The sequence below is a fragment of the Vibrio sp. Isolate32 genome (assembly GCF_022397955.1).
Taxonomy (GTDB): domain Bacteria; phylum Pseudomonadota; class Gammaproteobacteria; order Enterobacterales; family Vibrionaceae; genus Vibrio.
Genome location: NZ_JAKEUQ010000004.1, coordinates 90,189 through 111,645 on the forward strand (window position 1 = coordinate 90,189; position 21,457 = coordinate 111,645).

Genomic DNA, 21,457 nt, shown 5'->3' on the forward strand with positions numbered 1-21,457 from the left:
TAATGTTAACCCCAATTGTTTATTTTAATATAAACATCACAAATATCGAGTCACTCTTTTTGGTTTTATAAAATAATCACTTACGGTTCCGTTGCTCATCAGAGGTCCAACCTATTTAAGGAAAGAGCATTGAAAAAGATATTAATTTGGACGATAGCCTGCCTATCCAATTTTGGCGTATATGCCGGAGCGAGCGCATCGGCGTTAGAAGTAAGTGGGTACACTGAAACCAAATATCCTATTGTGTTGGTACATGGCTTATTTGGGTTCGATACGTTAGCTGGTGTGGATTACTTCTATGGGGTGCCTGAATCCTTAACCAAAGATGGCGCGAGTGTATACGTTGCACAAGTATCAGCGACAAATAGCTCAGAGGTTAGGGGAGAGCAGTTACTTGCTCAAGTCGAGACACTTCTAGCAGCAACAGGAGCAGATAAGGTCAACCTTGTCGGGCATAGTCATGGTGGCCCGACGGCGAGGTATGTGGCCTCAGTGAGACCAGACCTTGTCGCATCGGTAACGAGTATTGGCGGCGTTCATAAAGGTTCAAAAGTGGCAGATTTAGTCCGTGGAACGGTACCTGAGGGTTCGGTTTCAGAAGGGATTGCAGTTAAGTTGGCTGGTGGTTTGACGACACTCATCAATCTACTTTCTGGTGGTTCTGATCTAGAACAAGATGGCTTGGCATCATTAGAAGCGCTGACCACAGAAGGCTCTCTTGCTTTCAACCAGTTTTACCCTGAAGGGGTTCCAACCTCTGCATGCGGTGATGGTGAGTGGCAAGCCAGCAACGGTGTTTATTACTACTCATGGACAGGGTCTTCCACTTTTACCAACCTTCTGGACCCGACCGATGCGGCGATGACTGTGCTTGGATTAGCGTTTGATGAACCGAATGATGGGCTTGTTGGAGCTTGTAGTGCTCACCTAGGTAAAGTGATTGGCGACGATTACAAAATGAATCATCTGGATGAGATCAATGGTTTGCTGGGCATACATCACTTGTTTGAGACTGACCCGGTGACGCTATATCGCCAACACGCAAATCGATTGAAGTTGGCTGGCCTGTAGGTCACATTGCCCATCAGTTAAGATCATAAGGAAAATATAATGAAAAAGACCGCCATTTTGTCGATAACCACGATAGCCCTGATGAGCACAGCGGCGGTCTTTTTATATCTAAAGAAGGAAGATACAAGTTCATATAATAACAACGAACAAAGCGCTTCTTCATTGAAGGTTAGCTCTCAACAAGATACCGAAATTGATAGTGCGTCAGCTAAAGACATGATGGAATATTTCGTGTCAGGCAATACAGAATTAACCCTCGAAGAGATTCGTTACAATGTGGCAAAACACTACAAGCAATCACAAGCAGGGGTGGTCGATGAAGCATTGTTCGCAAAGTATCTTGAGTACAAGTCGGCACTGACAGCATTGGATGTTCAATTCGACACCACCTCAATATCTGCAGAGGACTTACGTGCACTGAATCAAGCGTTGCTCGATCTCCAATCTCAATTTTTCAGTGAGAGCGAGGTTAGTATTCTATTTACCCATGACAACAGAATGAGGGAGATCGCTTTAGAAAAGTTACTTCTGAAACAAGAAGGGCTAGACGAGTCAGAATATCAGCAAAGGCTTGAGTCTTATTTATCTGAGCAACCCGATTATGTTCAGTCGAGTCATCAGAATCAGGTGTTACTCCAACGGCTCTCTAGCTCTGAAGGCCTCGATGAGCAGGGTAAATATTTAAAGAGAAGCGAACTCGTTGGTGAAGAAGCAACCCAAAGACTCCAAGCGCTCGATAAGCAAAGGGCGGACTTTGAAGGTTCGTTAGAGGTTTATTTTACAGAGCGAAATGACATCTTAAGTGATTCAGCACTCTCGACAACTGACAAACAAGAGACTATCGCACGGCTTCGGATTATGCACTTTCAGCCAGAGCAACTTCGTAGAGTTGAAGCGATTGAAAGGATCAGAGCTGCTGAGTCTAGTCAGTAATGTCTGGCGTATAAAAAAGCCAACTACTGATTATTCAATAGTAGGCCTAATAATATTTAAGATGGTCACTACAATTTATACATGTAAAGTAAGCACTTACATCTTAAGTTTTTATACCTTGAAACTTATACCTTAAAGTAATCCAACTGCCGCTTCTGCTGCTCGGCTAGGTTAGATAGCTCGTAGCTTGCTGCTGCTGCTTGAGTAATGCCGGTTACGTTTTGGCTTACTAGGCTGTAGATGTTTGATATATTACGGTTAATATCTGATGTCACTTGGCTTTGCTCTTCGGCTGCTGAGGCTACTTGAGTGTTGATTTCCGTCATGTCCGTTACCGAGTTAGCGATACCAGAAAGGGCGATACTCACTTCACTAGCAAGCGCTTGGTTTTGCTCTAGCATAGCCAGTGAATTGCTCATGCTTTCATTAGCGTTGCCAGATTGAATTTGCAAACCTTCGATAATGGTTTGGATCTCTTTGGTTGAGTCTTGAGTACGTGCCGCTAGCATTCGAACTTCATCGGCAACCACCGCGAAACCACGACCGCTTTCTCCAGCACGTGCCGCTTCAATGGCCGCGTTAAGCGCAAGTAGATTGGTTTGCTCTGAGATGCTTTGAATCACTTCAATTACTTTACCAATCTGTTCTGAGTGTTCTTTCAGTGTTCCCACAACATTCGCTGCTTCACTAAGCTGAATAGCCATTTGCTCATTGGCTTTGTTGCTTTCGTTAAACAAACTCATGCTATGCGTTGCCATCTCGTCAGCTTGCTTAGACGCCGAGTCTGCTTGCACGGCATTTTCGTTAACGTGAGAAGCTGTGCTCTCCAGTTGATTCACTGCAGAAGCAACTTGCTCAACTTCTTGCTTCTCTTGATCTGAGTTCGCGCTTGATTGCGTCATTACTGCTGCTAGTTCTGTGGAAGCAGAAGCGACTTCAATACTGATTCGAGAAAGTGAACTTACGGTGTCACGTAGTTGGTCTACCGATTGGTTAACGTCTTGTGCAAGGGCCGAGATTTCGTTATCGCCGTACTCTTCTGCTTTGACTAACAAGTTACCTTTAGCAACTTCACGCATGGTTGATTGAATATTACTGATTGGTTTAACAATGATGCTTGCGAGTACCCAGCTGATGGCTAGCGCGCCTGAAAGGATAATTAACAGAGCTACCGTTGCCGTATCCAGCGTATTGGTGTGTTGCTGACCATTGATGTCTACTTCTTGCGTTGCAAGTAAGTTGAGCTTTTTAGATAGGGTATTGATGGCTTGTACCATCTCGTTACCTGCATGACGGTATTGGTCAATGCCCACTTGGTAACGTGCATCGAAGTCAGAAGACAGAGCTGAATTACCATGTTTTGCCTTCAATAAAGGAAGCATTGTTGTACGAGAAAAGTCGACATAGTGATTCATCGCTTTACTCATCGCTGCTACTTCGTCTTGTATCCCCGGCACAGTATTTAAGGAGTTCAATAGACGAGTGTTTAGGTCGCGCTTTTCATTAAGAGTTTGAACCAAGGTTTTCACATCATCTGCATTGAACAAGCTGTAGATCGCTTTGATGCGCATACCGTAGCTGTTGTCGACGATTTCGCTGAGTTCTTCTTTATGTAGTATCAGCTGGTCTGTTGCGATAGATACCTCTTTAAAGGCATTTTCTAGTTTGTCACCACCGATAATAACCCCCGTCAAAAGCAATACGACGGAAAAGAGTACAGGTATTAGTATTTGTATTTTTATAGATAAGCCACTGAGAAGTTGGCGCATGTAATGTCCCTCTTTGAATAAAATAAATAGATGATAATTATTATTATTTGTTGGCGATTCTAACCAATGAGATTGATAATTCAATCAGTAATGGCTTTGATTTTGTTATATGCGATAGGTATTTGCTATACACGGTTATTTATTGCTCTAAATGTGCGTGTTTCTACTTATTTTTTACGGATATTTGACTGATAAATAAGGACATATATTGGTTAGTGTTCGATATAAATTGAGGGTTGTTGTGAGAAGTCGTGTCTGATTTGAGGTGAACTGTTCTGATAAATGAGTGAGCATTATAGGTATACAGTCATCAATTCATCGAGTAGGGGAGAAATCAGTCATTAATTTTCAGTTGTCATACAGGCTTCAATTAAGTGAAACACAACTGTCACATTAGGATTCTAAAGTGAGCATCGTTCAAGTAAAACACAACGGCAATAACGCCACTTAAGGAAATTTGTGATGAAAAAGACAGTTATCGGTGCAATCGCTCTTTTAGGTGCACTAACAGTGACTCCAGCTTCAGCTAAAGAAACTATTTCAGCAGTTGGTTCAAGCAGCGTGACTCCACTGATGGAAGTTTTCTCTGAAACATACATGAAAACGAATTCAAACGTATTTATTGAAGTACAAGGCCCAGGTTCATCTGCAGGTGTTAAAGCAGCTAAGAATGGCAGTGCAGATTTAGGTATGTCTTCTCGTAACCTTAAAGATAGCGAGAAAGAAGAAACACTAGTGGAAGAAGTTGTTGCTCGTGACGGTATCGCAGTCGTGGTTAACCCTAAGAATGGCCTTGAAGGTCTAACGGCTGAGCAAGTAACGGCTATCTACAAAGGCGAAGTAACAAACTGGAAAGACGTTGGTGGTGCAGACAAGCCAATCGTAGCTATTACGCGTGATACAGCATCTGGTACTCGCGGTGCATTTGAAGACATTATGTCTCTTAAAATGAAGATTTCTGGCACGAAAGTATCGGCTATCTCTCAACGAGCTCAAGTTGCTAACGGTAACGGTGCACTAAAAACAATGGTTGCATCTAACCCTTACGCAATCGGCTACATCTCTCTAGGTACAGTAGATAACTCGGTAAACGCGCTAGCAATTGACGGTACTGAAGCATCTGTAGACAACGTTAAAAACGGCTCTTACAAAGTAGCTCGTCCTTTCCTAGTACTTTACAAAGAAGGTCAACCTTCTTCTGAAACTCAAAAGTTCCTAGATTGGATGCTAACTGACGAAGCTCAGTCTCTTGTTGAGAACAAAGGCTACATTTCAGTTAACTAATCTATATCTCAATTAATTTAAATATTGCTCAGCCTACCCTTTCAGGCTGAGCCTTTTCTATCCCACTTCGAGTTAATCCGTACGCTGAGACAGCGTGTTAAGGATTATCGATATGTGAGACTTGTTATGACCATCGCAACGAATAGTGAACAGCTTATGAATAGCGAAGCGACTCAACTGAAACGCAGCTTACGTAAAAAGAAGCGCGTAGATTGGAAAGAGCGTATTTTTCACGGCTTATTTCTTACAAGCGCAATCATTGGTATCGTATCCCTTGCTGTGATTGCTTACTTCATCGTTAGAGAAAGTCTCCCTGCATTCCAAGAAGCAGGCCTATCGGGCATCGTTCTAGGACAAAATTGGCTACCACCGGCACTTTACGGTGTTGCTACCATGATTGTGGCATCTGTCGTATCGACATTAGGCGCGGTAGTAGTTGGTGTGCCTATTGGTGTATTAACGGCAATCTTTATTGCTGAAATCGCGCCAAAACGTCTAGCAGACATCATCCGTCCTGCTGTTGAATTGCTTGCCGGTATTCCTTCGGTAGTTTACGGCTTCTTCGGCCTAGTGATTATCGTTCCCCTGATTCAAAATGTGTTTCAAGTTCCTGCGGGTAACACGATCTTGGCAGGTATCATTGTACTGGGTGTGATGATTCTACCGACAGTAATCACGGTTTCTGAAACATCAATTCGTGCAGTACCAAGAACGTATAAAGAGGGTTCTTTAGCGTTAGGTGCTTCAAAGGTTTTTACCATCTTCAAGCTGCTCGTTCCGGCTGCTCGCTCAGGCATTATGACGGGTGTGATTCTTGGTATTGGTCGTGCTCTTGGTGAGACGATGGCAATCATCATGGTGATGGGTAATGCGCCAGCTATGCCTGAAGGTATTCTAGATTCAGCGCGTACTCTTACAGCGAACATTGCGATTGAAATGTCTTACGCAAGTGGCGTTCATGCAAGCGCATTATACGCGACGGGTGTTGTTCTACTGATATTCATCATGTCTCTAAACGCGATTCTACTTTACTTGAACCGCGAGAAGGCGAGGTAAACATTATGTCTTTAGATAACAACGCAACACCTCAAGCTAAATCAATGACGTCACAGGGTAGTAAGTTGGACAGAGTCGCGTTAAAGAAAGCTCGCGCACGTAAAGATGCAGTTCTGAGTGGTTTCATTTGGGCCGCTGCAGCTTTAACGGTTGGATTCTTATTCTGGATTATGTGGTACATCCTTTCTAACGGCTTACAGCACGTGGATTGGAAGTTCATCACAGATAACTATACACGTACAGGTGATGAACACGGTATTTTCCCGATGATCATCTCTACGATTTATATGGTTATCGCTTCGATCGCGGTTGCGGCGCCACTTGGTATCATGACGGCAATCTACCTGACGGAGTACGCAAAAGTCGGAAGTCGTTTAGTTAAGATCATTCGTTTTTGTACTGAGTCATTAGCGGGTATTCCGTCAATCATCTTCGGTTTGTTTGGTATGACATTCTTCGTGGCTATTTTAGGTTTAGGTTTCTCTATCCTATCGGGCGCGTTGACATTGAGTATCTTGATTCTTCCAGTGATTATTCGAACCACTGAAGAAGCGTTAATGGCCGTTTCTCAAACTTACCGTGAAGGTTCATATGGTTTGGGTGCTTCTAAAATCTACACAATCTGGCGTTTGATTCTGCCAAGTGCAATGCCAGGTATTCTCACTTCAGTTATTTTGAGTATTGGTCGTGTTATTGGTGAGTCAGCGCCAGTATTCTTGACCGCGGGTATGGTTGCTCGTATCCCAGATTCATTATTGGATTCTGGTCGTACACTAACCGTTCACTTATATAAGTTAACGACGGAGCTGTTTACCATTGAAGAATGGAATCAAGCATACGGCACTGCAACAGTACTGATTGTTCTTGTACTGCTGATCAACACACTCACTAAGTTGATCGCAAGACGTTTTAATACTGCAACTTACTAAGCAGGGTTTTCTAGAGCCAGATGAGCTCCTAAAACAGACACAGTACAGACTTTGACGAATTACGAGATTACGAATATGAACAAATTTGATATTAAAGACCTAGACCTTTTTTATGGCGACAATCAAGCACTTAAATCAATCAACCTGCCGGTACCTGAGCGCCAAGTGACTGCTTTGATTGGCCCTTCGGGTTGTGGCAAATCAACGTTATTACGTTGTTTGAACCGCATGAACGACCTTATTGAAGGTGTGAAAATCACAGGCCTTCTGGAGATGGATGGCGACAATATCTACGGCAATATCGATGTTGCTGACCTGCGTATTAAAGTAGGCATGGTTTTCCAAAAGCCAAATCCGTTCCCAATGAGCATCTACGAGAACGTAGCATACGGCTTACGTGCTCAAGGTATCAAAGACAAAAAGCACATTGATCAAGTGGTTGAAAGTTCACTTCGTGGTGCTGCTCTTTGGGATGAAGTGAAAGACCGTTTGAAAGCACACGCATTCGGCTTGTCTGGTGGTCAACAACAACGTTTGTGTATTGCTCGTACGATCGCGATGCAACCTGACGTGATTTTGATGGATGAACCTACTTCAGCACTTGATCCTATTGCGACTCACAAAATTGAAGAGTTGATGGAAGATCTGAAGAAAAACTTCACTATCGTTATCGTGACGCATTCAATGCAACAAGCTCGTCGTATCTCAGACCGTACGGCTTTCTTCCTTATGGGTGAACTTGTTGAGCACAATGAAACGAGCGTTATCTTCAGTGAGCCAAAAGATGATCGCACTAAAGGTTACGTAAACGGTGACTTTGGTTAATCGGTGTTTTACGTGTGGTGTTTAAGCGATTAGATACCTTTACACACTAACTGAAACGCAGGTTAGATAATCGAATAGAACAACAGAATTATCACTATAACTATAAGCGATGGAAGTTTTGCCCCACTTTAGGTGGGGCTTTTTTATGTGTCTAAAAAAGCCCCAATGTCGATGTGATTTTGGGCAGAGAATCCCATTTTTGTCGTCCTTCTCATGCTTGTGATAATGTTAAAGGTGAAACTGCGACCCGCTTAACATCTCATTTTTGCTTACATTGATTGCATATCAAGGCTTCTGTATTTTTGCTTTATTCTTAATCGCCAATGGAAGGAAGCTGTGCCTGTTAAAGCCTTTGCAAAACAAATATCTGCGACACGCGACCATCGTCTGTTGGCTGAGTCTCTTTTTGATTATCTGGTTAAGGTTCTAGCTCCCAAAGGGATTGGAATATTTGCTGAGCCAACGCCAGAAAGTGACGTATTACCGCTATTCTCCTACGGTGAGCTCACCTCATTGGCGAACTATCCTGCTACATTTTGGCCTTGGGTTGCTCAGTTCGATACCGCAGACGGGGTTTTGCCTATGGCTATCAACACCTGTAAGTGGGAACACATGAAGGTACTTGGCGGTGAGTCATTCATCATGATGCTCGACAATGCGCCGGCCTCCAGAACTTATTTAATTGTTCAAAATTGTTGTACAGAGCAGATCAACCAGACTTGTGATCAAGACCTTGACGTACTTCAGTTAGCCGCAGCCCGCTGGCAATGCATTCGAGCAGAAAAGAACGCAGTGCTAGAAATCAAACACAGAGACACACGTGAAGCTCAATACTTAGATGAGATAAAGCTACGTGAACTGTTTGTTGAGAACATGAAGCTGGTTCATCAGGTCGCGCTTGAACTGTCTAACCCTGAGTCACTGGATGCCTTGTACAAGGCATCGGTTGAAGCAGTTCGTGACCGTTTAGGTTTTGATCGAGCGATCTTCATGTTGCTTGATATGAAAAAGCGTTGTTTCAGTGGCACTTATGGCACCGACGAAGCGGGTAAAACCAACAGTGAACACCACACTCAATACGATTTGCATCAACTTGAAGCGGAATACATTGAAGCGCTGTCTGATAATCATACTAATCTAGTGATCATCGATAATGCTCCTTTGTATACAGAAGGTAAGGTGGTTGGGCAGGGCTGGAATGGCATGCTTATCTTGCGTGAAGGGGACAAGCCTGTTGGCTGGATCGCCATGGATAACTACATTCATCGTTCACCGATTACTAATTATCAAAAGCAGATGCTTGAGTCTTTTGGCTCCTTGCTTTCTCAGATCTACATTCGCAAGCGCCAAGAGCAGAACATACGTATGTTGCACTCGAGTATGGTTGAGCTGTCTCGATGCGATAGCGTCAGCGAAGTCTGTAAGTCCGCTGTTAGTTTTGCGATTCAACATCTAGGTATCGATCGACTGGCAGTTTTCCTTACGGACAAAAAGTGCAGTTATATGCAGGGTACTTGGGGTACTGACATTAAAGGCGATATTGTCGATGAGTCTTATTATCGCTCTGAGCTAGTGGAACGTGACATTGTCGCGGCAGCGCGTGCTTGTCCGAATCAAGTCGCGTTCGAAGAGTCGGTCCCTATTTACCACGATTTCAATATTGTCGGCGTTGGTTGGACGGCCATGACTATGCTCACCACAAACACGGGTGAGCCTATTGCGTTTATCGCTGCCGATAACTTGCTAACTCGTAGCCCGCTAACCTCACAGCTTCGTGAGGTAATACGTATCTTTGCTTCAAGCCTTGCTGAGGTGCTGCAAAGAACCATGGCTCAAGAAGAACTGAAAAAGCTCAATGAAACACTGGAGCAAGAAGTCAGTAAGCGCACCCAAGAGCTAGAGTTGGCGAATGAGCAATTGGATATCATTTCTAAGCTAGACCCTCTTACGCGTCTTGGAAACCGCCGTATGTTGTCGCAGGTTTTAGAAGACTTGAGTTGCAACGATCAAGGTGCGTTTTCCTCACAGAATGAAATTACATTTGGGTTGATTCTTGTCGACCTTGATCACTTTGGTTTGTACAACAGTGTCTATGGACATACTGAAGGGGATGCGGCTCTGAGGACGGTCGGCGAGATACTGAATGCTCATGTTCACAATGACAAAGAAACATTCTGTCGTATTGGTGGAGAGGAGTTTATGTTGTTGATGATTGGCACGAATCACTCAGAGACAAAGCAACGTGCAGAGTCGATTAGAAAATGCATTGAAGAGGCAAAAATCCTCCATTGTGAAAGTAGTACCAGCCCCTATTTAACCGCATCCGTTGGCTATGCCTCGATAACTTCTGACCAGCGCCAATTCGATTTTGATTTGCTATATGGCAAGGCAGATAAAGCCTTATATCAAGCCAAAGACTCAGGACGAAATCGAATTGTTTCTGCCTTAAAGCGCAAAAAGGTTTCTGCCTCTCTTTCTTAAAATAAAGACCGTTGTTCTCCATATGATCAACGGTCTTTGTGCTTTACTGTTTTGACGAGCAGTGTCGACTAAAGCTTTTCTAGCGAGCTATTATGCTTCTTACTCGCGACTCTTTTGGGTTTCTTCACCGTTTTGATTGCCAGCTCAGGACTCCATGTTTGGGCTGATGAACCAGCTTCACCGTAAAGGCCTTGGTTTAGTTTAGTAAGTTCACTTTCAACGGTTTCTAATGTCTCATCACTTAGGTCTGTATTTTCAGCTTTCCATTGCTCAAATAAGGTCCTGGTCATCACACCATCGTGTGCCTTCAGAGCAGTGATTATCGCCTCTTCGGTATTGGAAGAACTTTGTTCTGCGCGCTTCGATTGTGTGATTTTTCCACGGCGTGACCAGAAGTAGAAAGCCATTGCTGAGCTGATTAACCACAAAGCAGCGAATAGGGCGGTGAGATAAGGCCAGAAACCAGGGTTATCGACATTAATCACCGTTGGCGCTGTTTGTTGGAGCGGCGCGCTAGCAACTGGAGGTGCGCTTGATACAACACGATCACTTGCTGTTACTGCTAGCTCTAAACCCAGAGCTTTACTGGTTTGTTCTGATTGAGCATCAGTATTGAACCAAGCTTGGGAAACGTCAGGAAGCGAGATGTTTCCCGCTTCTTTTGGGATTAGAACCTGTTTGTACACTACAACTGCATCGCCGGACTTTGTGGTACCAAATTGCGGCTTTTCTTCATAAACACGAACCGAATTAGGGTAGGTGATATTCAGTTTTGGTAGTTGGTGTTGCGTTAAGTTACTCGCCGTCATGGTAATAGTACGAGTTAAAGAATCACCCGCTTCCATTTCGATGGCTTGCTTGTCACCTGCTAATCCTTTGTTAGCAGTTAATTCGTTACCTTGGCTATCCGACCATTGCTGAATCAATTTGAAGCTCGATGTTGGTAACCACTCACCCTTGTAGCCTTTTGGCACATCCTTTACGGTGACATCTAAGGTTTCAACGGGCGTGTCGAGTTGGAATAGTCGAGTTGCATTGGAGTTGTTGGTTGAGTAGACGACTGCTCCTGTTAGCTTGGGCCCGTTCAGCTTAAATTGACCTGCTTTTTGTGACGAGATTCGGAATGACTGTTGAACTACTGTCACCTCCTTTCCATTGAGAACGTCTTGAAACTGCTTCGATTCCCCAATAGGTTCTACTTTTAAGCCAGAAGAGCTTGGTGGCGCGATTTTCGGATCTTGTAGCCTTCTTGGGTCTGCTTTAATGATCAGCTTTACATCAAGCACTGCGGTCTCTTGTGGGTATAGTGAGCTCTTACTTAGATTCAGTTGAAACTCAGCCATATCATGTTGAGTTGGCGCTGATTTATTAATGGCGACATTGATGGTGATAGGCTTGGTTTTAGCCCCTTCAATATCAAAGCTCGGGATCTGTATTTGACCTAAGTGCAGTGGAGCAAGGGTGATGTTCCACTCACTTGACACCGAACGGCTACCATTAATGATTCGCATTGATGAACCAAAGCTTGGTGTACCGACATAGAAGTCCTGCTGAAGTGCGGTGAGATCCAGAGCATCAGAAGAGACCTTCTCGTCGGTGGTCACTCTAAGTAAGAATACTTCATCTTTGGTGACACTGTTCTGTGAAACACTCGCCACGGCATTAGCCGCCAATGCTGAAAATGACGAGAATGCGCCCAACAGCAGTGTTAGAGCTATGGATAAAAATGGCTTATTTAGAAATCGCATGGTTACCACTTTTTGTTCTGGTTGTTAGGGGCACTTTTTTGTTGTGCTTGTAAAATCATTTGTGCTTTAAGTAGTTGGCTTGGATCCCTAGCACTCTCTACCTGCTCAAGCTTTCGCATATCTGGGTCATTTGATAACGGCTTCTCTGAGGCTTGTGTTAAAGCTTGTTGACCATCTTTATCACCTTTCTCGTTTGAAGCTTGCTGTGCACTTGCACTTTGAGTCTGTGACTTGTCATGCTCTTTTTCCTCAGAATGATTTGTTGTACTTGGTTGCTTAGATTGCTCGCCCTCTTGTTCGCCTGCGTTTGCACTCGATTGGTCTTTGGCTTGCTCTTGGCTTGTGTTTTGAGATTGGCTATCAGCTTTGCTCTGCGAATTTTCAGCGTCTGCAGAGTTTTGTTGTTGATCCTGTGAGCCTTGCGAATCATTTTGCCGACCTTGTTGACCTTGTTGACCTTGTTGACCTTGTTGACCTTGTTGACCTTGCTGATTCTGCTGGTCTTGGTCTTTTTGGTCTTTGGATTTAGAATCATCTTGCTGTTGCTGTTGCTGTTGCTGTTGCTGTTGCTGTTGCTGTTGCTGTTGCTTCTGGGCTTGCTTGACGACTTCTAGGTTGTTCTTCGCATACTCATGGTCTGGGTTGTTTTCGAGAATGCGTTGATACTCTTCGATCGCTTGTTCGTACTTGCCTTGCTGTGCTTGAGCATTCGCAAGGTTGTAACGAGCACTTTCGTCAGTCAAACCTTGTAGTGTCTGCTCAGCGGCTTCGAAGTCTCCCGCTTTGTATTGTGAGATGCCTTTCCACTCTTGCTGTTTGAATTGTTCCGCAGCCTGCTGGAAATCTTCATTTTGATAAAGCTGATAACCGACTTGATCATCGGTCTTCCATAGGCTTGCAAACGCTGTATTCGGTTGGCTAAATGATAGAACCATAGCCAATCCGCACCAAATAATCCCTTTTCTGAAAAGCCCAACCGCAGGCAGCAATAGGAATGGCAGTAGCCAGAAGCCATTATTGACTCTGGTGTTGAGTGAGTTATGGGTTTTAGTCACTTCTGTCGTTGTAGCAATGCGGTCTAGATAGTTCGCAATGTGTTCAACATCTGAATTATCGAATTGAACCTCAGTAAACGTGCCACCATAGCTGCGTGTAAGATCACGCATGTTCTCTAAGTTGGTTCTTGCTACTACCGTCTGTCCTGAGTCGGTTTGTAGCATCGAGCCACTTGGTAACGAGATTGGTGCGCCAGTTTCACTGCCCACCGCTAAGATAGATAGTGTCCAATTGCCATCAGATAGTAGCGAGTCGATCTCTTTCTTTTCTTGGTCATCGATGTCATCGGCAATGAGTACCAAATCACCTTGGTAGATCTTTGCTCGAGTCATCATCTCAATGGCAAGCTTAACCGCTGCGGGGGCGTTACTGCCTTGGTAAGGCATGATATCTGGAGATAAGTTCGGTACTTGGCTCTTAATCGTATTGATGTCTGAGGTTAACGGGCTAATGGTATAAGCATCGCCAGCGTAAGCAACCATTCCGGTTAAGCCCTCTTTCCACAATGAGAGCAGATCGAGCGCTTTATATCGCACTTGTGTCAAACGGTTTGGTTTTATGTCGGTAGCGTAGAGCGACATCGACATATCCATCATCACAACTCGAGCCTGTGTTTTTTCAAAGCTAGGCTGCTCATTGTTTTGAAAGCTTGGTCCGGCTAGCGCGATAACACCAACCAACCACCAAATAACAAAGTAAGTGCTGCGGTTTTTAGACGGCTTACTTGATTCTGGAGCCAAATATCGTGCGATATGAGACGCCAATAACCCTTGTTTTGATTGTCTCTTGCTGAGCCACCAAATAGCGGGTAGGGCAGCAAGTGCCAACAACCAATATGGGTAGATAAAAGTAAAGTTAGACATTGTTTCTCCTAATGGCTAACAGCATAAATGCGAAGAACATGGCAGCCGCTAAAGGCCATAAAAACCACTCTTGTTGTGGTCGCCATATTTTGGTGGCATTTGTCACGGGTTCTAACTGGTTAATGGTGTCGTAAATCGTTGCCAGCTCTTTGCTGTCACGCGCTCGGAAGTATTGACCGCCAGTGCGTTTGGCAATTTCCATTAGTGTGCGTTCATCTAAATCTTGAGCTGTGTTTACTTTACGAGTCATGAAGAACTCTTTAACCATCATTTCGCCTGCGCCAACACCGACGGTGTAGATGGTTGCGTTGTACTTCTTGGCTATATCTGCGGCCTCTAGTGGGTCTAACACCCCAGCGGTATTACTGCCGTCGCTGAGTAGTACCATCACACGTTGAGGTGCATCACTATCTACAAAGGTCTTGGTCGCCAGTCCAATGCCGTCACCAATCGCGGTTTGATTGCCGATCAGTCTTAGGACGGCTTGATTGAGTTGTTGTGACAGTGTGTCTCTATCCAAAGTCAAAGGGGTTTGTAGGTAGGCATGATCGGCAAAGAGCACCAAACCAACTCGGTCGCCTTTACGACGTTCAATGAAGTCACTCAACACATGTTTCACTGCTGATAAGCGGTCGATGTACTCGCCATTGAACTGCATGTCCTCTTGGCTCATTGAATAAGAGAGGTCAACTACCAACATCAAATCGCGGTGCTTTGGCTGAAACTCAACGGGTTCGCCATACCAAACCGGACGAGCGCTCGCCGTGACTAGCAGTAGCCAAATAAGCACTGAAAGCGCTTTTGGTAAGCGAGTACTCGGTGTCTTTGTATTACTGTCCTCTGGCAAAAATGGAAGCTTAAGAGCGCTGCTTGATTCTGCTTTAGGTGAGAATATGTAAATGAGAAACGGCAGTGGTGCGAGGAAAAACATCCACCACCAAACGAACTCGATGTTTAACCAGTTAGTGCTTAGAAAGTTAGTCATGACTACCTCGCTTTGGGGGCAGAGCTTTACGAAGCCACGTTTCGCAGTCGTCAACCAATTGCTGTTGGCTTTGACGCTGTTCGTCATTTATCGAAGTTGGTTCTTGATAGAGTGACTGTTGCCACTGAGCTTGTTTCTCTACAAACAACGGCTTTTTCAGTTGCGCATCTAAGAACTTCAACCAATCATCACCAGCTAGGCCAGCCACTTTTTCACGTGGGAAGTAGCTCAATGCCGCCTGACGAAGGATGCGTTGTGCTTCACTCGGAGACAAGCGATTAGAAGAATGACTATTAGTGAAGTAAGACAGCGCCTCTTGTTTAGGCTGTTGGTTGTTTTTTCTTCGTTTTACAATAAAAAACACCAAGGCAATTAGGATAATGGCTGTGACAATCAATGCCCACCAACCCCACGCCAGAGGCCACCATGTTGGCGCATCTGGTGCAATCACAGGGCTTAGATCTAAGGTCTGCTTCATGACTGAGCTCCTGATATCTGGCTCATCAATGGCTGTGCACTCGACAACGAGCTATAGGGTATCGCGAGAGATAAACTCAACTCTTGTAGCTGCTGTTTTTTTAATGAGAACGCGTGGTTGAGTTTTTGCTTCTCTTTAGTGGAGGAGAAGTTAAACCACTGCGTTTTACTGCCATCGGTAACTTGTTTCGAGCCTTTATAGGCTGTTTGACCTTGCTCTAGCGGGTCATAAAAATGTACCAGACGTACTCTGTTGTGTCGGCGTATTTGACTGGTAAGTGAGTAATCACTTTCTTGGTAGCGTACAAAGTCACTGAGGAGGACAATATCGCTTCCTTTTGGGCAAAGTTGATGAAGAGACTTCAATCCATGCTCTAAGGTGGTATCACAGCGATTATCGTGGTTGGTTAGCGCTGCATTATTGATTTCTATGACTTTTTGCAAAATACGCAAAGGAGCATGGTTACTGCTACTTGGTTTGATTTCTATGATTTCTTTTCCGGTATCGATGACTGCGCCAATTCGGTCTTTTTGAGCGACGGTTAGCCAGCACAACTGACTAGCAAAGTGCGCAAGTTGAACCGATTTCAGCAATAAGGTTGAGCCGAAAATCATGCTGCTTGATAAATCTAAGTACAAGATAACAGGCTGCTCTCTCTCTTCAGAGAACAGCTTAGTATGCGCTTTGCCCGTTCTTGCGGTTACTCGCCAGTCAATGCTGCGTATGTCATCACCCGCTTGATATTGACGAACTTCTGAGAAATTCATCCCACGACCTTTGCGGTTGCTTTCGTGTTGACCATTGAGCTGTGACCAGAGGCTTTTCGCTGGAGGCAACCATCGAACAGACTGCGCTTTGTATTGCATCAGTTCGTCCAGGTTCAGCATCACGCCGTCACTGTGGTTCGGTAATAAATTATTCATGCGCGTGTTCCTATGCGCTACCAACCAACGAAATCAGGTGTGCAATCACTTGGTTTGCTGTGACACCTTCAGCTTGTGCATGGTAGCTGCGAAGCAGGCGGTGACGCAAGACAGGAAATGCCATCGTTTGAACATCTTGTGGTGTGACATAGTCGCGGCCTGCAAGCCAAGCATGTGCACGAGCGCAGCGGTCGAGAGCAATGGTCGCACGCGGACTCACGCCCATATCTAACCACTGATCCAGTTGGTCACTGTACTGCTTAGGTTGGCGAGTCGCCATGACCAGCCTGATGATGTACTGCTCAATGGTATCTGCCATATGGATATTGAGCACTTCTTGGCGTGCTTCAAAGATAGTCTGTTGAGAGATCTCTTGTGGCTGTGCCGATTCGTTACCTTGAGCTTCACCGCGGTTGAGTCGCAGGATCTCAAGCTCGCTTTTCATGTCTGGGTATTCAACTTCTAGGTGCAGCAGGAAGCGGTCTAACTGAGCTTCTGGAAGTGGGTATGTACCTTCTTGCTCAATCGGGTTTTGGGTCGCCATCACCAAAAATAGCTCCGGTAGGGCGTAGGTTTTACGACCGGCAGTGACTTGTTTTTCCGCCATCGCTTCTAGCATCGCCGCTTGAACTTTTGCAGGAGCACGGTTGATCTCATCCGCTAGGATAAGTGAGTTAAAGATCGGCCCAGATTGGAACGTAAATTCCCCTGTCTCTGGTCGGAAGATATCGGTACCCGTTAAGTCGGCAGGCAGTAAGTCAGGGGTAAATTGAATGCGGTGGAAATCCCCTTCAACACAGTCAGCCAATGATTTTACTGCGCGAGTTTTTGCTAAGCCGGGAGGACCTTCAACGAGGATATGACCATCCGCCAAAAGGGCGATCATTAGTTGCTTAACGAGCTCTTTTTGACCAATAATTTGAGACTCTAGATAGTTTTGAAGGACTTCGAAATTTGTTTCGTGCATTTTGGACTCTCTGGGTATCCATTTGATTTTTATTTTGTGTATTGGTCACTGATTACTAGGAAAAAGTTCCAATACATTTGCGGAATTTATTTTTTCAAAATTGGAAATATTAACAAGTGTTTAGCGAGCAACGCGTTTGATTGTTGATTTTTACCATATCAATCGATGTTTATACATAAAAGTACTTACTGAGGCTGTTGTGTATAGCTGTGGAAGTTTTAACTATGCAGGGGGTGAAGGACAAATGGCAGCATGTTTGGTTTGCTGATGCCATATGATTTTTGATTGTTTTGCTTATTACATTATTTTTGCAAATTTTGGGGACATTCCTCTTTAGATTTATAGGCATTGGTCGATACACAACTCAGACTGTGTATTTCAGCTTGGGATGCACTAAAAGGCCCTGTTTTGGGGATGCGAATTAAGAGCGATGCTTTTTAAAGGTCCAAATATGTTTAAAACTAACTCTCTAAGTATTAAGAAAAAGGTAGTACTGGGTATTACTTTTGCGGTTCTTGCCTCTACGGTTATTGTTGGCGCGATGGCGCAGCAACAAGCACGAGATGTACTGAGTCATCGACTGGTCAATATTGAACTTCCTGGAATGCTTGAGCGAATCAATGGTGAGATTGACCGTGAAGTTTCTCAGTTATTGTTGGCCGCTGAGCAAATTGCTTCAAATGAATTCATTTCTGATGTAATCGAGTCGACAGATCGCGATCCAACGTTAGAGAGTAAGTTGGTTAAACAACTGAATAATGTTCGCAATCAGTATCAGTTGAATGATGCATCGGTAGCGAACCGTCAAACCGCATATTACTGGAACCAAAACGGCTTCTTGCGTCAGCTAAACCAACAACAAGATGGTTGGTTCTTTGGTTTTACTCAATCTGGGCTGCCAACCATGGTGAGCATGTTCCAAGAAGCCAATGGCGAAGTGAAGATGTTTGCTAACTACCAACAGCCTTCTGGTTTGGCGATGTCAGGTCTATCAAAGTCGATGGATGACATGGTTAAGCTACTCAATGGTTTTAAGATTGAAAATACAGGCTTCGTATTCTTAACCGATAGCCAGGGTGATGTTCAAATTCACCGTGAACGTTCTCGCAGTGATTCTTCACTTCAACAACTCTACGGTCCTCAAGCAAGCCAACTACTAAACAAGTCGGGCTTTAACCTGATTACCACTGAAAGCCAGGGCCAAGAGTTGTTTGTGGCAAGCTTGTATGTGTCTTCAATGGACTGGTTTGTTATTGGTGTGGTTCCGACTGGTGAAGTATTTGCAGAGTTAGATGCGACAGCGCAAAAGATGCTGATCATGACTGCGGTTGTGGCGTTGGTCTTTATCCTAATGGGCGTAGTGCTAGCAAATAGCATCACTCAGCCGATTAAGCTGTTGGCTAAGCGCTTCGGTGACCTTGGCGAAGGTGATGGCGATCTAGCACAGCGTATCGAAGTCAAAGGCAATGATGAAATCGCACAGCTTTCAAAGGGCTTTAACGGATTTATTGAAAAGATTCACGAGTCCATGAAAGAGGTATGTTCGACAAGCCAAGCGCTTCAAGTGGCGGCCGAGAGTGTTTCTAATAAAGCACACATCACCCACGATAATAGCCAAGAGCAACGTGATCAAACCCTTCAAGTAGTTGCTGCGATTAACCAAATGGGTATGACCATCAGTGAAATTGCATCGAATGCGGCAACTGCGGCTGAAACGGCAACACAGGCTTCAGGTAATACAGAAGTTGGCCGTTCTGTTGTGAACAAAGCAAAAGATGCGATTAGCCGTTTGGCTCAAGACATCGAAAGCACGGGTCAGGTAGTAGAGCAACTGGCTTCTACCACTCAAGACATTGGCTCTATTCTGGGTGTTATCCGCGATATTTCAGAGCAAACCAACTTGCTTGCATTGAACGCTGCGATTGAAGCTGCGCGTGCCGGTGAGCAAGGTCGTGGGTTTGCGGTAGTAGCGGATGAAGTTCGTAACCTAGCAAGTCGCACTGCGGATTCAACGGAAGAGATTCAGAAGATGATCAACCAACTGCAAAGCGATGCAAAAGATGCGGTAACGGCGATGAGTGCGGGCAAAGTGATTACGCTTGAAGGTGTATCAGCATCAGATGAAGCGGTCGATGTATTGGGCGGTATTTCTGACCGTATCGTTGATATCTCTGACCGTAACACGCAAGTCGCGACAGCAACTGAAGAGCAATCAACGGTGGTTCACACCATTAACCAGAACATCGAAGAGATCAACGCGATTAACGAAGTGACAACAGGCACTGCTGAGCAACTTGCTGAAGCGAGCCAAGAGCTTCGTGACTTGTCTTCTCGCCTAGATAAGATGGTTGGTTCATTTAAGCTTTAACCCCTTCAAGCTGTAACATGGGTTAGAAAGGAATATAGACTAAGAGGTGGGTTCATTTTATCGTGAATCCAGTTCTTTCGATTTGTGGGCTTATTATCTTCTAACTGACCTTAGCTTGATCTGGTTTCGTGCTTTACTTTCAATCAATCTAGCATCACGGAGCGGAAATGAGTAAAATCTGATTAGGTTTAATATTTAGGTAAGTATGTATCATGAGCGATTTTGAAAAAGAACTAGAGCAGATGACTCAAGAGATGGGCGATGAGCCTGAGGTAAAACTGCCATCACTTGAAGAGCAAAAAGCGATCGTTGCTGAATTTAAGCGACTAGAAGCGGAAGGCAAACTGACACCTGAAGTATTAGAAGCGCACTTTGGTCAGTTCAACAAACAGAATGATACGCCAATCCACTAAGCTTAAAATAAACCTATGTTTAGGTGGTACTGTTAAGTGATTGGTTGGGCTAAGGCTCAAACAGAACAGATAAAGGTCTAGCACACGCTAGGCCTTTTTTATTGCTCGTTGATATAGGTCGAATCTAAAGAAAAATCCCCCTTACAGAGTAAGAGGGATTTGAATAGGGCAAGTTATATCTTAAAAGCTTAGCGCTTATTCAGTGCCGTACTCTTTGTACAGACGACGACATGCGCGGCCATCGCTGTGGAACAGGTGACAACGGTGCGCTGGAATACCAATCGCCAACTTGTCTCCTGATTCGATTTTTAACGTGTCTGGCTGGCGATAGATAACATCAGCATCGGCACTTTCAAGGTTTAGGTAAACCTGAGTTTCGTTACCTAGTTTCTCTACCATCATCACGTCAGCTTCAATCGTCGCGTCACCTGATTCAGCAGACATCAAGTGTTCAGGACGAATACCCAGAGACATACGATCGCCAGCATTAACCGTCGTCCCGTCAACAGGAATCCAGAAAGTCATGCCATTAGAAAGTTGTATCAATACGCGTTCTGCTTCAGCTTGTTCAATGTGTACAGACATGAAGTTCATCTTCGGTGAACCAATAAAGCCAGCAACGAAACGGTTTTGAGGGTAGTGGTAAAGGTCAAGCGGCTTACCGACTTGAGATACGTAACCACCATCAAGAACAACGATCTTATCCGCCATTGTCATCGCTTCCACTTGGTCGTGGGTAACGTAGATCATGGTACAACCGAGTTGACGCTGTAGCTTCGTGATTTGCGAACGCATTTGAACACGTAGTGCAGCATCTAGGTTTGATAGTGGCTCATCAAGTAGGAATACGTTTGGTTGAGAAACCAGAGTACGACCAATCGCAACACGTTGACGCTGACCACCAGAAAGCGCTTTAGGTTGGCGCTCAAGAAGGTGACCAAGCTGAAGGATTTCTGCAGCATGTTCAACGCGTTTGTCAATCTCAGTTTTATTTGCGTTTGCTAGCTTAAGACCGAAAGACATGTTGTCGTATAGGTTGAGGTGAGGGTAAAGCGCGTATGATTGGAATACCATACCAACGCCACGCTTTGAAGGCTCAACGTCATTCATGCGTTGGTCGCCAATGTACAAATCACCAGACGTAATGTCTTCTAGACCTGCGATACAACGTAATAGCGTCGATTTACCACAACCGGATGGTCCAACGAATACTACGAACTCACCTTCGTTGATGTCTAAGGTTACGTCCTTAGAAATCTGTACATCACCATATGATTTATAAACGTTTTTTAACGTGACACTCGCCAT

The 21,457-nt window shown here is 44.6% G+C and carries 17 protein-coding genes; 9 read left to right on the plus strand and 8 right to left on the minus strand.

The genetic code is table 11. The annotated features are described in order from the left end of the window. Window positions 1–129: 129 nt before the first annotated feature. Together L1D11_RS04760 and L1D11_RS04765 are read left to right on the plus strand one after the other, a co-directional pair. Window positions 130–1,071, plus strand: a complete 942-nt coding sequence (locus tag L1D11_RS04760; RefSeq protein ID WP_239832356.1) for a triacylglycerol lipase — start codon at window positions 130–132, stop codon at window positions 1,069–1,071. 39 nt (window positions 1,072–1,110) lie between these two features. Next, entirely contained in the window at window positions 1,111–2,004 is an 894-nt protein-coding gene (locus tag L1D11_RS04765) for a lipase secretion chaperone (protein WP_239832357.1), read from the plus strand. A gap of 125 nt (window positions 2,005–2,129) precedes the next feature. On the opposite strand, the gene L1D11_RS04770 is transcribed toward L1D11_RS04765, so the two are convergent. Then, window positions 2,130–3,773, minus strand: coding sequence for a methyl-accepting chemotaxis protein (locus L1D11_RS04770; RefSeq protein WP_239832358.1), 1,644 nt, complete (start codon window positions 3,771–3,773; stop codon window positions 2,130–2,132). A 462-nt stretch (window positions 3,774–4,235) separates the two neighbouring features. Here L1D11_RS04770 and L1D11_RS04775 point away from each other — a divergent pair, with 462 nt between their 5' ends. The 5 genes from L1D11_RS04775 to L1D11_RS04795 all read left to right on the plus strand — a co-directional run bounded on the left by L1D11_RS04775 (window position 4,236) and on the right by L1D11_RS04795 (window position 10,348). Beyond that, window positions 4,236–5,057, plus strand: a complete 822-nt coding sequence (locus L1D11_RS04775) for a phosphate ABC transporter substrate-binding protein (protein ID WP_239832359.1) — start codon at window positions 4,236–4,238, stop codon at window positions 5,055–5,057. A gap of 126 nt (window positions 5,058–5,183) precedes the next feature. Further along, window positions 5,184–6,113, plus strand: coding sequence for a phosphate ABC transporter permease subunit PstC (gene pstC / locus L1D11_RS04780; RefSeq protein WP_239832360.1), 930 nt, complete (start codon window positions 5,184–5,186; stop codon window positions 6,111–6,113). A gap of 65 nt (window positions 6,114–6,178) precedes the next feature. Then, the gene (gene pstA, locus L1D11_RS04785) at window positions 6,179–7,042 is read left to right on the plus strand and encodes a phosphate ABC transporter permease PstA (protein WP_239832388.1); all 864 of its coding nucleotides are present in this window, start codon (window positions 6,179–6,181) and stop codon (window positions 7,040–7,042) included. 75 nt (window positions 7,043–7,117) lie between these two features. After that, complete coding sequence (pstB, locus tag L1D11_RS04790) at window positions 7,118–7,867, plus strand: phosphate ABC transporter ATP-binding protein PstB (RefSeq protein ID WP_239832361.1); 750 nt, start codon at window positions 7,118–7,120, stop codon at window positions 7,865–7,867. A 336-nt stretch (window positions 7,868–8,203) separates the two neighbouring features. Next, window positions 8,204–10,348, plus strand: a complete 2,145-nt coding sequence (locus tag L1D11_RS04795) for a GGDEF domain-containing protein (protein ID WP_239832362.1) — start codon at window positions 8,204–8,206, stop codon at window positions 10,346–10,348. A 68-nt stretch (window positions 10,349–10,416) separates the two neighbouring features. Here L1D11_RS04795 and L1D11_RS04800 read toward each other — a convergent pair whose 3' ends face one another. Genes L1D11_RS04800 through L1D11_RS04825 form a run of 6 tightly spaced genes read right to left on the minus strand, consistent with a single transcriptional unit; the run spans window position 10,417 to window position 17,368 of the window. Further along, complete coding sequence (locus L1D11_RS04800; RefSeq protein ID WP_239832363.1) at window positions 10,417–12,096, minus strand: BatD family protein; 1,680 nt, start codon at window positions 12,094–12,096, stop codon at window positions 10,417–10,419. A 2-nt stretch (window positions 12,097–12,098) separates the two neighbouring features. After that, a complete protein-coding gene (locus L1D11_RS04805; RefSeq protein ID WP_239862136.1) occupies window positions 12,099–14,015 on the minus strand; it encodes a VWA domain-containing protein in 1,917 nt (638 codons plus the stop codon). Beyond that, a complete protein-coding gene (locus L1D11_RS04810; RefSeq protein ID WP_239832365.1) occupies window positions 14,008–15,000 on the minus strand; it encodes a VWA domain-containing protein in 993 nt (330 codons plus the stop codon). The genes L1D11_RS04805 and L1D11_RS04810 overlap by 8 nt, the downstream gene beginning before the upstream one ends. Next, window positions 14,993–15,478: a DUF4381 domain-containing protein gene (locus L1D11_RS04815; RefSeq protein ID WP_239832366.1), complete on the minus strand. Its 486-nt coding sequence runs from the start codon at window positions 15,476–15,478 to the stop codon at window positions 14,993–14,995. The genes L1D11_RS04810 and L1D11_RS04815 overlap by 8 nt, the downstream gene beginning before the upstream one ends. Further along, window positions 15,475–16,401 carry a DUF58 domain-containing protein gene (locus tag L1D11_RS04820; RefSeq protein WP_239832367.1) on the minus strand — a complete coding sequence of 309 codons (927 nt, stop codon included), beginning with the start codon at window positions 16,399–16,401 and terminating at the stop codon, window positions 15,475–15,477. The genes L1D11_RS04815 and L1D11_RS04820 overlap by 4 nt, the downstream gene beginning before the upstream one ends. Window positions 16,402–16,411: 10 nt before the next feature. Continuing rightward, complete coding sequence (locus tag L1D11_RS04825; RefSeq protein WP_239832368.1) at window positions 16,412–17,368, minus strand: MoxR family ATPase; 957 nt, start codon at window positions 17,366–17,368, stop codon at window positions 16,412–16,414. Between the two features lie 451 nt (window positions 17,369–17,819). On the opposite strand from L1D11_RS04825, the gene L1D11_RS04830 reads away from it, so the two are divergent. Together L1D11_RS04830 and L1D11_RS04835 are read left to right on the plus strand one after the other, a co-directional pair. Then, window positions 17,820–19,736, plus strand: a complete 1,917-nt coding sequence (locus L1D11_RS04830) for a methyl-accepting chemotaxis protein (RefSeq protein ID WP_239832369.1) — start codon at window positions 17,820–17,822, stop codon at window positions 19,734–19,736. 212 nt (window positions 19,737–19,948) lie between these two features. Then, complete coding sequence (locus L1D11_RS04835) at window positions 19,949–20,149, plus strand: restriction endonuclease subunit S (RefSeq protein WP_239832370.1); 201 nt, start codon at window positions 19,949–19,951, stop codon at window positions 20,147–20,149. A 195-nt stretch (window positions 20,150–20,344) separates the two neighbouring features. On the opposite strand, the gene malK is transcribed toward L1D11_RS04835, so the two are convergent. Further along, entirely contained in the window at window positions 20,345–21,457 is a 1,113-nt protein-coding gene (gene malK, locus L1D11_RS04840; RefSeq protein WP_239832371.1) for a maltose/maltodextrin ABC transporter ATP-binding protein MalK, read from the minus strand.

Coding starts and splice junctions, on each gene's coding strand:
- L1D11_RS04765 (WP_239832357.1), top strand. CDS start 1,111: ATGAAAAAGACCGCCATTTTGTCGATAACCACGATAGCCCTGATGAGC.
- L1D11_RS04770 (WP_239832358.1), bottom strand. CDS start 3,773: ATGCGCCAACTTCTCAGTGGCTTATCTATAAAAATACAAATACTAATA.
- L1D11_RS04775 (WP_239832359.1), top strand. CDS start 4,236: ATGAAAAAGACAGTTATCGGTGCAATCGCTCTTTTAGGTGCACTAACA.
- pstC (WP_239832360.1), top strand. CDS start 5,184: ATGACCATCGCAACGAATAGTGAACAGCTTATGAATAGCGAAGCGACT.
- pstB (WP_239832361.1), top strand. CDS start 7,118: ATGAACAAATTTGATATTAAAGACCTAGACCTTTTTTATGGCGACAAT.
- L1D11_RS04800 (WP_239832363.1), bottom strand. CDS start 12,096: ATGCGATTTCTAAATAAGCCATTTTTATCCATAGCTCTAACACTGCTG.
- L1D11_RS04805 (WP_239862136.1), bottom strand. CDS start 14,015: ATGTCTAACTTTACTTTTATCTACCCATATTGGTTGTTGGCACTTGCT.
- L1D11_RS04810 (WP_239832365.1), bottom strand. CDS start 15,000: ATGACTAACTTTCTAAGCACTAACTGGTTAAACATCGAGTTCGTTTGG.
- L1D11_RS04815 (WP_239832366.1), bottom strand. CDS start 15,478: ATGAAGCAGACCTTAGATCTAAGCCCTGTGATTGCACCAGATGCGCCA.
- L1D11_RS04820 (WP_239832367.1), bottom strand. CDS start 16,401: ATGAATAATTTATTACCGAACCACAGTGACGGCGTGATGCTGAACCTG.
- L1D11_RS04825 (WP_239832368.1), bottom strand. CDS start 17,368: ATGCACGAAACAAATTTCGAAGTCCTTCAAAACTATCTAGAGTCTCAA.
- L1D11_RS04830 (WP_239832369.1), top strand. CDS start 17,820: ATGTTTAAAACTAACTCTCTAAGTATTAAGAAAAAGGTAGTACTGGGT.
- L1D11_RS04835 (WP_239832370.1), top strand. CDS start 19,949: ATGAGCGATTTTGAAAAAGAACTAGAGCAGATGACTCAAGAGATGGGC.
- malK (WP_239832371.1), bottom strand. CDS start 21,457: ATGGCGAGTGTCACGTTAAAAAACGTTTATAAATCATATGGTGATGTA.